Origin of the sequence: Sulfitobacter mediterraneus (assembly GCF_016801775.1) — a bacterium.
In the GTDB taxonomy this organism is placed as follows: domain Bacteria; phylum Pseudomonadota; class Alphaproteobacteria; order Rhodobacterales; family Rhodobacteraceae; genus Sulfitobacter; species Sulfitobacter mediterraneus_A.
The window spans coordinates 3,764,863-3,778,323 of sequence record NZ_CP069004.1; the positions used below are offsets into that span (position 1 = coordinate 3,764,863).

5 protein-coding genes are annotated in these 13,461 nt (G+C 57.4%); all 5 read left to right on the forward strand.

All coding sequences use genetic code 11. The features are described 5' to 3' along the window. Positions 1 to 186: 186 nt before the first annotated feature. Genes JNX03_RS18490 through JNX03_RS18510 form a run of 5 tightly spaced genes read left to right on the forward strand, consistent with a single transcriptional unit; the run spans position 187 to position 13,451 of the window. Positions 187 to 7,830 (forward strand): type I polyketide synthase, encoded by a 7,644-nt coding sequence (locus JNX03_RS18490; RefSeq protein ID WP_203210455.1) that lies wholly within the window; start codon positions 187 to 189, stop codon positions 7,828 to 7,830. After that, on the forward strand, positions 7,830 to 9,203 hold the full coding sequence (locus JNX03_RS18495) for a condensation domain-containing protein (RefSeq protein WP_203210456.1): 1,374 nt from the start codon (positions 7,830 to 7,832) through the stop codon (positions 9,201 to 9,203). Before JNX03_RS18490 ends, JNX03_RS18495 begins: the two co-directional genes overlap by 1 nt. Beyond that, positions 9,200 to 10,372: a sulfotransferase family protein gene (locus tag JNX03_RS18500; RefSeq protein WP_203210457.1), complete on the forward strand. Its 1,173-nt coding sequence runs from the start codon at positions 9,200 to 9,202 to the stop codon at positions 10,370 to 10,372. The genes JNX03_RS18495 and JNX03_RS18500 overlap by 4 nt, the downstream gene beginning before the upstream one ends. Then, positions 10,369 to 12,657: an efflux RND transporter permease subunit gene (locus JNX03_RS18505; protein ID WP_203210458.1), complete on the forward strand. Its 2,289-nt coding sequence runs from the start codon at positions 10,369 to 10,371 to the stop codon at positions 12,655 to 12,657. The genes JNX03_RS18500 and JNX03_RS18505 overlap by 4 nt, the downstream gene beginning before the upstream one ends. Further along, a complete protein-coding gene (locus JNX03_RS18510) occupies positions 12,654 to 13,451 on the forward strand; it encodes an outer membrane lipoprotein-sorting protein (RefSeq protein ID WP_203210459.1) in 798 nt (265 codons plus the stop codon). Before JNX03_RS18505 ends, JNX03_RS18510 begins: the two co-directional genes overlap by 4 nt. The last annotated feature ends 10 nt before the right edge of the window (positions 13,452 to 13,461 follow it).

Here is a 13,461-nt window from a genome sequence, read left to right on the forward strand (position 1 = left end):
AATCTTGATCATTGGTGCGGGATCGACACGCCCTGGCTCTACCGCCATTGCCGCTCAATCAAGTGGAATTTTCCCCTTCCCGATACTGTTGCTCCGTCATGTTTGTGTTAAACGTAAAATTCTTGGGGAGAATGTACCGGACCGTTTTGACGGCGATGCATTTTGGTGCGCTATAGGAAGACACGCATGAAAGATCAAAACCGCGACGCTGCAGCCGGTATCCATGAGCCGATTGCGATCGTTGGCATGTCCTGCAATCTGCCTGGCGACAACCGAACTCCAGCCGATTTTTTCAATTTTCTTCTTAAAAAACAATGCGGTATTGTTGAGGTTCCCAAAGACCGCTGGGGCGTTGATGTTTTTTATGATCCCGATCCGGCAGCGATTGCCAAATCGGTGAGCAAATGGGCCGGTTTTATCAAGGATGTGCGAGGCTTTGATGCCAAATTCTTTGGCATTTCCCCGCGCGAGGCCGCCGGCATGGATCCGCAGCAACGCCTGGTTTTGCAAGGTGCGGTTGAGGCGATGATGGATGCGCAAATTCCGCTAGAAGAATTTGCCCGCAAAAGCACAGGCGTGTTCATCGGAATTTCCCAATCCGAATATCGCACTCTGCAAGAAATGCGCATTACCAGCACCGAAAGCTATGCCGGCACCGGGTATGCGCTTTGTATCAGTGCCAACCGGATTTCGCACCGGCTCAACCTCACAGGGCCAAGCTATGCGGTTGATACGGCCTGTTCGTCCTCGCTGACGGCGTTGGATCAGGCGGTGCAAAACCTGCGCACCGGCGCTTGCGATATGGCGATTGTGGGCGGCGTGAACGCGATGACGCACCCGTCGCCGTTTCTGGCATTTTCCAAGGCGGGCATGATCTCTCCGACGGGGCGCATTTCGACCTTCGATGCCGCCGCCAACGGTTTTGTGCGCGGCGAAGGGGCGGGCATGATCGTGATCAAGCCCCTCAGCCATGCGCAGGCGGACGGCGACCGTATCCATGCTGTTATCGAGGGGACAGCTGCCAATCAGGATGGATCAACCAATACAATTACCGCACCAAACCAACAGGCCCAGATCGCGATGCTGCGCAGCTTGTTCAATGCAGCCCCAATTGGACCTGAGCAGATCGGCTTTGTCGAGGCCCACGGGACCGGTACACCCATTGGCGATCCGATTGAGGCGGGCGCAATTGGTACGGTAATCGGCCAGAACACGCCCGACCATCCTGTTTACATCGGTTCAAGCAAGGCCAATGTTGGCCATCTTGAAAGCGGCGCCGGCATCACCGGTTTGATCAAGGCGGCGATGGCTGTGAAAACGGGGATAGTGCCGCCCAATATCCATTTCAAAAACCCCAATCCATATATCCCGTTTGATGCGTTGAACCTTGAGGTGCCGGTGAAACCCGAAGCCTTCCCGGATGGGGACGGTGCAAATTACGCTGTGGTCAATTCCTTTGGATTTGGCGGCGCAAACGCCTGTGCGTTGCTGTCCTCGCCGCCCGAGAAATCCTATAGTTACCATCCGGTTCCGCCACAGCAGCCTGCGCCGCCGCTGGCAGGCCAGGAAGACGGCTTTCCCCATCTTGTTCCGGTATCCGGTGCCACGGAGGAGGCTTTGCAAGCCAACGCGGCGGCACTATTGGATGCGATGCGCGGCAAGGGGGCGCTGGCCAAAACGACGCTAGCCGATATTGCGACGGCCCTTGCCACGAAACGCAGCCATTTGATGTACCGGGCCGTGATACTGGCCCGAAGCACGCCGCAGCTGAAAAAGGCGTTAAAAGCCTTGGCGGCGGGCGAAACCGATGCCCCCAACATCATCACAGGGCAAAAGCAAACCCACAACAAGCTGTGCTTTACCTTCTCCGGGCAAGGCAGTCAGTGGTGGGGCATGGCCCGCGACTTGCTGGAACGCAATGCCGTGTTTTCGGATGCTGTTGACGCCTTTGATGCCGAGTTTATCCCGGTTGCAGGCTGGTCAATCCGTGCAGAACTGCTCAAGGATAAAGACAGCAGCCGGATTGATGACACGACCGTCACCCAACCTGCGCTTTTCGCCATTCAATCGGGCCTCGCCGCGCTTTGGAAAGAACTTGGTGTTGAGCCGGATATGGTTGCAGGCCACTCCATCGGTGAGGCCGCGGCCAGCTATATCGCTGATGGTCTGTCGCTCAGCGGTGCGGCCAAATTTCTTTCAAAGCGCGGTGTGATCCGTGACCAACTGGGCGCAAAAGGTGCGATGGCCGCCATTGGCATGAACCAGGCTGATGTTGAGGCGATCCTGCCGGAGCATGGCAAATTGGGCATTGCTGCGATCAACGGTCCCGGTTCGACCACGATCAGCGGCGACTTTGATGCACTGCATGAGTTTGTGGAAGAATTCGAGTTGCTCAACCCCGATACCTTCATTCGGGCTTTGACGGTCGATACCGCATGGCATTCCTATCATCTGGACGCTGGCGAGGACTGGTTCCGCCGCGAAATGGCGACGATTGATTGGTCTGTGCCAACCTTGCCGTTTATTTCGACGGTGACGGGGCAGCCTGAAACGAGATTTGATACAGATTATGGCTGGCTCAACCTGCGGCGGCCAGTCCGGTATCAGGCGGCGATTGAGACCGCCATCGACATGGGGGCGAACCTGTTTGTGGAGCTTGGCCCGGCAGCAACTCTTGCCGGTCCTACCAAAAGCACGGCCCTCGAAGCGGGCGCATCGGTCACTGTTTTGAATACGATCAACCGCAAGGACAACGATTTTGACACCATGGCCCGTGCTGCCGCGGCGATGTTTGCAATGGGCTACCCGCTGAATTGGCAGGCGATCACCGGCACGCCAACTGGCCATGTCGAATTGCCGCAAAACCAATGGGTGGAAGAACCGTTCTGGCAAGACAGCGAAGAAAGCCGCGGCCTGTTGTTCACGCCGATCAAACACCCGTTTCTGGGGATGCCGGAACGTGGCAACGGCACGACATGGACGTCCGAGATCAACCTCAAGGCCTATCCCTATCTCAAAGATCACCGGATGCAGTCCGACGTGATTTTCCCGGCGGCGGGATATGTCGACACGATGATTGCCCTGTGCCGCGATCAGTTTGGCCCCGACAAAATCATCGAGGTGGAAAACGCGATTATCCACGAGGCCTTGTTCATCAATGCTGATGACGAGGTACTGTTCAGCAATGTCTACGATCCCGAACGAGGGCGCGTGAAACTTTATTCGCGGATCCGCGACGCCGAGGATGATTGGGTGCTGCGCAGCGAGGCGAAGGTGCGCATTCTGGATGTGGACGCGCCGAAGGCCCGGCCTTTCGACCCGGAAGACAGCGCCTTTGAAAAGATTGATGCAGCTTATGTGTATGATGTGGATGCTTCCACCGGATTGATCAATTATGGCACGGCGTTTCAGACCGTCGAAGATCTGTGGATGTCGCGAAACAAGACCGTCGCCAGGATTGTTCTGCGCGACGAAGGTCAGGCGACCAAAGACCGGCACCATCTGCACCCCACCATGTTCGACGGCTGTCTACAAATTCTTGAGCCGAGCATGACGCTCAAGAAGGTTGCGCAGGGCCGTCAGCCTGGTGATCCGGTGTGCCTGCCGGTTGGCGTGGGCCGGATGCGTGTCTATGCGGATTTCCCGGATGAGGTGATTGTCAGGGCTGATCAGTTCAAGAATACCAAGGACACCGACGCCTCGGTCGGCTTTACCGTGATGGATCTAAACGGGACCGTTCTCATGGTGGTCGAGGATGTTCGGGTGAAATTGCTGCCCTCGAAAAAGGCCGACGAAGAGGGCGAGGGTGTTCCGGCGCATTTTGTCCGGCAGGATATTGTTGAGTTGCGCGAGCCATTGAGCGCCGATCCAAACGCGGGTCATTGGATTGTTCTGACCGATCGCGGCGTGGATGAATCCAGGCTGGTTGCGGCGATGCAAGGGTTTGGCGCTGATATCCGCTGTATTTCACGCGATGCGCTGGGCGATGATCCCGGCGGCGCGCTGGCCGATATGCTGGGCACCCAGATCGAAAACGGCGGCGTGAGCGGCATAGTCGTGGGCTGGCCGCTTGGCCTGAGCGAGGTAAGCGAAGACACTGGAACAGACGCGTTGTTCGAACCCATCGACGCCTGTGTAAAAGACATCATCTCACTTGGGGAGTTGATGGATTACGCGCGTGCGGGCACCAATGGATTGCCTGATTTTGTTTTCTTGACCTCGGGGGCCTATCCTGACGCAAAGGGCAAAACAGGTGGCGCAGCCATCCTGTCGCAGATGCCGATTGCCGCTATGGTGCGCGGGCTCGCCACCGAAGCGCCCGAATACAATGTGCGGGTGATCGACGCTGATGTAGCCGCACTGAAAGCACCGCAGTTGCTGGCCCGCCATATCCTGACGTCCGGTCCGGATACCGAAATCATTCTTCTTGACGATACTTGCCTTGCGCCGCGTTTGCACCATGCCGAGGTCCAGGATTTTGACGCAAAGACACTGACCGTCCTGCCAAGTGATACCACCACCAACTTCCATGCGACCATGCCAGCGCCCGGTGTGATCGATCAGGTGCGCTTGGTCGAAATTCCGCTTGCCCCAATTGGGCCAAAAGAGGTGCGCGTGCGCGTTTCTGCGGTGGGCCTGAACTTCCGCGATATCATGGCGGTTACGGGACTTTTGCCCAGCGAAGCCGAGCCGGAACCTGCGTGGCAAAATCTTGGGCTTGAATTCGGCGGCACAATCGAAGCGGTCGGCGAGGAGGTCAGCCATTTTGAGCCCGGTGACCGCGTCATGGGGCTTGGAAAACGGTGTTTGCAACGCTTCATGACCATACACTCCGATGCGCTGACGCGCGTTCCGGATCATATTTCGCTGGCCGAGGCGTCCACCATTCCGAGCGCCTTTGCGACGGCCCATTACGCGTTAAACCACGTTGGAAGGATGCGCCAAGGGGAGAAAGTATTCATCCACGTGGCGACAGGCGGTGTGGGCACTGCGGCAGTTCAACTGGCGCAAGCGGCCGGTGCCGAGATTTTTGCAACGGCAGGCAGCCCTGCCAAACGGCGTCACCTAAAGGCGCTGGGCGTGCAGCATGTGATGGATTCACGCTCACTCAAATTTGCCGATGACGTGATGCGGATCACCAAGGGCAAAGGCGTTGATATTCTGCTCAATTCCCTGCCGGGAGACTTCATCGCCAAGGGGCTTGATATCATGGCGCCCTATGGCCGGTTTCTGGAGATCGGCAAGCGCGATGTCTACGAAGACGCCGCCATTGGCATGAAGGCACTGCGCCGCAATGTGTCGCTGAGCGTACTGGACCTCGCTGCAATGGGTGAGGAACGCCCGGACCTCATGGCGGATCTTTTTTCCGAGCTGGCCGAGATGTTGACTGCGCAATCCTTGACGGCTTTGCCTCTGACGGAGTTTCCCGTAAGCCGTCTAGGTGATGCGATCCGGTTCATGAGCCAGGCCAAACATATGGGCAAAGTGGTTGTGTCTTTGGAAGAAGACCGCTTTGAGATCAAGGGCGATGAAACCCGCGCGGTGAGCCTGTCTGCGGATGCGACCTATCTTGTGACTGGAGGTACTGGCGGGTTCAGCCTGAGCGTTGCCGACTGGTTGTCCCGCGTTGGGGCAGGGCATCTTATTCTTGCGTCCCGCTCTGGCAAGATCGCCAAAGCAGACGAGAAAAAGATCAAGAAGCTGCGGGATCGTGGCACCGAGGTTTCGATTGTCGCGCTGGATATTAGTGACACCGACGCTGTGGATCAGTTTGTCAGCGCCGCGCAGGGCAGTGACAGACCGCTCAAAGGTGTGGTGCATGGCGCGGCGGTGATCAAAGATGGATTTGCCAACCAGCTCACGCCAGAAATGATCACCGATGTGCTGTCTCCCAAGATCAAAGGGGCATGGAATCTGCACCGTGCCTTTGCTGCCACCGGTACAGAGCCTGATTTCATGATCGGTTTTTCCTCCATTGCGCAGGCAACGGGATCGGCAGGGCAGACCAACTACATTGCCGGCAACGCCTTTTTGGACGCGCTTGCACATTACCGGTTGTCATTGGGCCGTCCGGGCACCGCCATCGACTGGGGTGTGATTGCAGATGCCGGGTTTGTGTCCCGCAACAGCGCCTTGGCCTCCTATCTGGAAAGCGTAGGACAATTCGGGCTTGATCGCAAAGACACAGACGCCGCCATGGAATTGGCAATTGCCCGCGATGCGCCGACGTTTGTCTACTCCCGCGCGGACTGGGCGCAGGTGGCCCGCGCCAACCCTGCACTCGGCGCATCGCCGCGTCTGGCCAGCGTTCTTGATGCGACGGGCGGTGGCACAACCGAAATCCGGGCGCGTCTGATGCAATTGTCGGGCGAGGAATTGATTTCTGAGGCCGAGGATTACATTAAGGATGAGATCACCAACGTCCTGAAGATCGAAAAGAGCGTCATCCAGGTGGAGCGCCCGATGAGCGAACTGGGCCTCGACAGCCTGTCTTCGTTTGAACTGAAGATCCGCATAGAAACGGCCCTGCAAGCCACGATCCCGGTGTCAAAGTTCCTGCAAGCGCCCTCCATCCGCGAATTGTCAACCATGCTTGCCGCCGAGATTGAATTGATCCGCCGGGCCGAAGCGGCTGCTTTGGCGCAGGGAGAGGCGTCAGGGGTAACGTTGGGCGAAGGAAAAACTTCTGGAGGATTCGCCGCAAGCAACAGGCAGATCGGGGTGCTGCGCGATGTGGCCGCGCCTATGACATCGGAACCTGCGCAAGCCGCGATGGAACATTCCGCCATTTGCAATCTGGAGAAACACATCGCCGCAGGCGACCTTGAAAAAGCCCTCCGCAAAGTCGAACGCCGCCATCCGCTGTTGACCATGAGGGTCGGGTTGGATGGCCAGATCAAACCTGGCGGTCCGGGTGTGACGCTTATCCAGGGAACAGATGATACGCCTCTTGAGGTTGCAAGCGGCGCATGGGCCCGGCTGTCCTGCCAATATCAGGACGATCAGACGTTTCTTGCCCTGCGCCTGCATCACGCGGCCGGGGATGCCGCTTCGGCAGATTTGCTATTGCAGGAAATCACGCAGGTGTTGGCGGGCGAAGCTTTGGCAAAACCGGTGCCGCGTCGCAAGCTCTTGTCACATCTGGCCAACGGCCGGTTTGACGCGGAAGACCCGGCTTCACAACAAGACCGTGCGTTCTGGTGGTACGCGCTTTCTGCGGCGCCAGCCCACCCGGTGCCTTTCAGCACCCGCAGTCGCGCGCTCGTGCCGCCTCTGGCTGGCCGAAACCACGGGCCAGCGGAGGTGATCACTGCATCGGTTTCAGGCGTGCGGACAACCTCCACATTGCTATGTGCCTTTGCAACGGCCCTGCGCGATGCCACCCGCAGCACAGGTCCGGTTCTGATCGGACGAAGAACCTCAATGCGCGCGGGTTTGCCGACGGGATCGGCCATTGGCCCCTTTGACGTCGAGCAGCCCCTGCCAGTGCCGACCACCCGTGCAGGACGCGCCGATCTGGCGCAATTTGACCGCGTTCTGGCCGCCGCGGACAAGCACCGCAAATTTGACAGCTATGCTGCCGCGGCGGAGTTCGCGTCGGCCTTTGAAGATTGGGATGTCTCGCCCTTCCAGATCCTCTTTGAAGAGGTTGATACGCTTTCCAGCGTTGCGCCGCGCAATCTGTTGCATGATGTTTGGTTGCAGGTGTGCATTCAGGACGACCAAACCCGTTTGCGACTGATCTATGATCGCGATGTTGTAACGCCGCAGACGGCGCAATCTGTGTCAGATACTCTGCTGGCCAGTCTGGCGCAGGTAGAACCCGTTTGATGGCAGAAAAAGAGATAGCGGCGCCTGCGAAGCCAACGATCTATCCTGTCACGATTTGGCAGCAATACCTGCTGGATGAGGCGAACCACCCTGACTGTACCGATGATCTGCGGGACAGGTTTATCCTGTCCAATGCCTTTCTCGTGCGCCCCAAAATTGATCTGCGCCGCATGCGCCGGGCCGTGGACAAACTGCGCGAGCGTCACGACAGCCTACGCATCCGGCTTTGCCTGATCAAAGACAAATGGCGAGCTGTGATTGACCCGCCGCAAGGCGAAACCATCCGGGAGGTAGATCTGGGAAATTTGAGCGACGAGGATTTTCTGCCCGCTATTTCGGCGATCGCCAATGCGCCCATGCCGCTGATCGACGCCCCCCTGGCCGAGGTCATCGTGGCCCATTGTGGCGCGCGCGGTGATGTTCTGATCACACGGGTGCATCATGCAATTACCGATGGTTACGGCATGGTGGTCCTGGCTGAAGATTTGACCAAGCTCCTGATCGGACTGCCTGTCACAGGCAAGGCTGTATCGCACGCCGAATATATCAAGCGGTTCCAATCCCCCCGTCCCAGCCAGGCGCTCAAGACCAAAACATTCTGGGAAGACCTTCATCGCGATCTGCCACCAGAGCCAAATGTCGGGCGAAAGGCAAAGGGGATCGAACCCCTATCCTATGCGCTGGGAAAGGTAGACCAACGGCAACTTTTCTGCCGGGCCACTCCCGACAGCCTCCGATCCTTCGAAGCGACGGCCAAGGCTGCAAATCTCAGCGCAACGACGCTTCTCTTCGCAGCCTATCTTGAGGCAATTTGCCAGTGCTATAATCTGGATCGGCTGATGTTTATGGTTGCGATCTCTCGCAGTGATCCTGCCCTTGATACCTATGTGGGGGATCACACGCTCGATCCGTTTCTGCCATACCAAGCTGTTGGGCCGTCGCGCATAATGGAGGGAGCCAAAGCCCTTGCAGATACCTTTGCCGAGGCGATGGCGCATCTGCCATCTGATGCGGCACGTCGGGGAACGCCCTATCAACGAAGGTTGATCGAACGTGGGTGTAATCCCGGCCAGTTTTCCGTGCATCAACCCCGCGCCATAACCCGTCAGGACAGATCCATTTTCAGCGAGGGGTTTTACGCGGGCGTAGGGGTTATCCAGAAGATCGGACCCTTCACGCTTGAAGCGTTGGATATCTCGATCCGGCGGCGGCGGTTTGCGGATATGCGACTTGAGGCGGGATCGACCAAGGTCCGCACCGGGTTTGGCCTGTCCTATGACGGTATCAGCTACACCGAGAATGAAAGCACAACGATTGCAAACACGATCTGCCAATTGCTTGATCTGGAACCGGTTGGCATGGATTTGACATGACCACGGACCGAGCCCCCAAAGAACCTATCAACCTGCGCCAGTTCGGTCTGCACCCCCTGTCGCTGCGGCTTTGGCACGGGATGGCGCTGGATGCATGGCTGCGTGCGATGAAGGGAAAGTGGCATATGGTTTCGCCCAGCCGCTACCCGCTGGTTGCGATGATCACCCTTTTCAGCATCAGCAACTTGGGGCTCAAATGGCTGTCGCAACTAATCTATGGGCGGCGTTTGGCGAAGGTTCGAATAGAGCCTGACCCAATATTTGTCATCGGGCATTGGCGCAGCGGGACAACCTGGCTGCATCAATTGCTAATCTCTGATCCGCGCCATGCCGCGCCGGATGTAAGAGCCTGTTTCCGCCCCGAAACCTTTTTGGTCGGGCGACGTTTGTTGACGCCTGTGCTGCGCTGGGCGATGGATGGAAAGCGCCCCATGGACAATGTCCATCTGAAATTGGAAAGTCCTGAAGAAGACGAGCACGCAATTGCGCTTTCCGGCGCTTTGTCTCCTTACCTTCATAACATGTTTCCCAATAACGTTCGCCGGATCCCGACGAACCCAGAAGACATGAGTGAGTCAGATGCGGCGGATTGGCGCAAAAAGTGGCTGGCCTTCTTGACACGTGTCCAGTTTGTGAACCCCGGACAACGGCTGGTTCTGAAGTCCCCCCCACATACGATGCGGACAAAAGAGATCCTGCGGATATTCCCGAATGCAAAATTCATCCACATCGTCCGCGACCCTTATAAGGTGTTTTTATCAAACAGAAATTCGCGGACCGCGATGCATTCGGTTTCATCCCTTCAAGATCATTTACCTGTGCCGGAACAACGCGATGCGAGCATGATCAAACGGTCGGTTGCGTTTCACAAGCAGTTCGACAAGGACCGGCAGCACATCCCCGACGAACAGATCATGACATTGCGCTATGAAGATCTGCGGGCCGATCCAGTCGCAGTGATGCGCGGCATATATGATCATCTGGATTTGGGTGATTTCGCCCCGATTGAGGCGGAACTTGCTGCGCTGGTCGGGCCTGCGCGTCCCTATCAGAACAATCGCTATGAATTGGACGATAAGACCCGTGCAATGGTGGATGAACAATTCGCCGATTTCTTTCGGCGCTATGACTATTTGCAGATGGATCAACGTCCGGCGGCAGATCCGTGACGGTCTCAGAGCGGATCACTGACGCATTGTTCCGGTTTCGGTTTGCCGCAATGGTGGCTTTCGCTGTCCTGATCCTCGGTCTGGCCGCAGGCATTCCCCGGTTGGAATTCTCATCTGACAGCCGCGGGTTCTTTGGCCGCGACAACAGTGAATTTGTGGAAGTCTTGCAGATTGAGGACACCTACACGGTCTCCAATACCCTGCTGTTGATGGTCGTCCCGCCACCGGGATCGGCCTTTGCGCCCAACACTTTGAAAACCTTGCAGGAAATGACTGAGGACGCATGGCAAATGCCCTATGCCCTGCGTGTCGATTCCGCGATCAATCACATGCATTCCTATGCGCAGGATGACGATATCCTTGTGGAGCCGATGCTTGACGAGGAGGCCGAGATCACGCCAGAGGCGGCAGAGCGGTTTCGCGAATTGGCCATGGCCTCTGACAGCCTGCGCAACACACTATTGTCGGAGAAAGGTGACGCCTATGGGATCACCATGCGTGTCATTCTGCCCAAGGAGGAAGACAAAGCGGTGGCGCGCCGGGACGTGGAGGAATTTCTCAGGCAACTGCGGTCGGACTGGCAGGCATCCTATCCGGGCTGGCAGGTTCATGTCGCGGGTGGATTGCTGGGCAACAGCCTGTTGGCTCAGGTCGCTATTGAAGATATTCAATATCTGGTTCCGGTCGCGCTGTTGGCCGTGGTCGTTCTTTTTACGCTTGCTTTGGGGTCTGTTGCGGCCGTTGCAGCCTCTGTTGTTGTTCTGGTCTGTGCCACATCGGCCACCTTCGGTTTTGCCGGATGGGCCAACGTCGCATTGACCGCGGGCACGGCTATTGGGCCGCTTGCCGTGATGGTTCTGGTTTCCACCAGTTGCGTGCACATCGTGCTTGGCACCATACGCGCCGCCGAAACGGGGCGCGAGGGCGATCCGTTTCGTTATGCCATTGCGCAGAACATCGCGCCGGTGACCGTCAGCCATTTGACAACGGCATTTGGGTTCCTCTGCCTGAATTTTGCACCGTCGCCGCCATTGGCCCAGATGGGCAATATCGTGGCGTTCGGATTGTTGGTCGGGCATCTTTCCGTATTTGTGCTGTTGCCAGTGTTGTTGCAAACCGCCTACCCACGCCGCGCGAGCAGCCTGATGGTTGGCGGGCAGCGCATGCGCCAGTTTGCCCGGTGGGTTCTGGTCAGACGTCGGATCTGGCTGATGCTGTTTCCGGTCGCCGGCGGTTTGGCAGTGTTCGGTATCCTTCGGCTGGATTACGACGACAATGTCATCCGCTATTTCGATCAACGCTACGAATTGCGGCAGGACGCCGAGGCCATTCAACAACAGCTGACGGGCCTGGAAACCATGCAGTTCAACCTGCAAGCCCCCGAAGGCCAAAGCGTATTCGAACCGGAGTTCTTGAAAGCGGTGGATCGCTTTGCCGTTTGGTTGGAGGCGCAGCCGGAAGTTGTGGCGGTGTCCTCTCTCACCCGGATCATCAAAGACCTGAACCAAAGCATGAACGGCGATGCGGAAGACGCCTATGCAATTGCCAAGACCCAACCCGCAAATGCGCAGCTATTAATGTTATATGAATTGTCATTGCCTGTCGGGATGGATCTCAATGTGATGATGGACGTGGATCGGACGCAAACGCTGCTCACGGCCACCCTGCGCAGCCCGCATAGTTCGGTGGTTCGGACCTTGGCCCAAGATGCCGAAGCGTGGTTGGGCAGAAACGAACCACAAATCGCCACGCGGGCGGCCGGGATGGCGATTGCCTTTGCCCGTATATCCCAGCGCAACAACAGTCAGATGTTGTTTGGTTTTTTGACCGTGCTGGGGATCGTTTCACTCACCCTCATTGTCACCCTGCGCAGCCTGCGCCACGGGGTCATCAGCCTTGTGCCAAATCTGGTTCCAGCCTTGTTGGCCTTTGGGCTTTGGGGGTGGTTCATGGGAGATTTGAACTTGGGATCGACAGTGGTGACCACAATGACATTCGGCATCGTGGTCGATGACACGGTGCATTTCCTGATGCACTACCTGCGGGAAAGACGGCGCGGCATGAAAGTGGAGGCCGCCTTGGAAGAAACCTTTGCCGTGGTCGGCTCGTCCATCACCCTGACGTCCATTGCCTTGATCCTTGGCTTTGGCATCATGTCGGCATCGGGCTTTTCCATCAATCAACACATCGGTATGTTGACCGCCACGGTGATCGCTTTTGCTTTGCTGTCGGATCTGTTTTTGTTGCCTGCCCTGCTTCGCACCTTTCAAGGAAAATCATTATGACATCGATCCGCCGTACCCTGTTTGGAGTTGTTCTTGGATTCTTGGCCCTTGGGGCGGGCATGGCCATTGCAGAAACCGCTGAACAGCGCGGTTTGCGCCTTGCGACCGAGGCGTCAAACCGCAACGGGGGGTATGAAGACATAACAGTGTCCGGAGAGATGATCCTCAAAACCTCAAGCGGACAATCTGCAACCCGGCGGTTTGACGCCAGATGGGTAACGACAGGGGCAGGGGCCTCGCGGTCCATGCTGATCTTTCGCTGGCCGGGCGACATTCGCAACACCGCGTTGCTGACACATGTCTACGCCGGCAAAAAGGACGATCAGTGGCTATACCTGCCCGCGATGGAACGCGTGCGGCGGATTTCCGGCTCGGGGCGCTCAGGCTCCTTTGTCGGCAGCGAATTCGCCTTCGAGGATATGGCAGATCAAGAGGTGGACAAGTTCAAACATCAATGGATTGCCGAACAGAACTGCCCCGGCGGTGGGCGCTGCCATGTGATCGACAGGTTCCCGACGTCCAAGTCCGGCTATAGCCGCCAGCGGATCTGGCTGGATACGGCCCATTTGCGGTTGCAACAGGTCCATTTCTTTGATCGCCGGGGGGCGCATCTCAAGACATTGTCTCTGTCCGGGTACCGCCAATACAACGGCCGGTTCTGGCGGTCTTCCCGTATGGAAATGGTCAATCATCTGACCGGCGCCCGAACCCGATTGAACTGGAAAGGTTATAAATTCAATCAAGGGCTTCAAAAGAACGCCTTTACCGTCAACGCCCTGCGCCGGATCAGATAGGGCTTGCCAG

Coding starts and splice junctions, on each gene's coding strand:
- JNX03_RS18500 (WP_203210457.1), top strand. CDS start 9,200: ATGACCACGGACCGAGCCCCCAAAGAACCTATCAACCTGCGCCAGTTC.
- JNX03_RS18490 (WP_203210455.1), top strand. CDS start 187: ATGAAAGATCAAAACCGCGACGCTGCAGCCGGTATCCATGAGCCGATT.
- JNX03_RS18510 (WP_203210459.1), top strand. CDS start 12,654: ATGACATCGATCCGCCGTACCCTGTTTGGAGTTGTTCTTGGATTCTTG.
- JNX03_RS18495 (WP_203210456.1), top strand. CDS start 7,830: ATGGCAGAAAAAGAGATAGCGGCGCCTGCGAAGCCAACGATCTATCCT.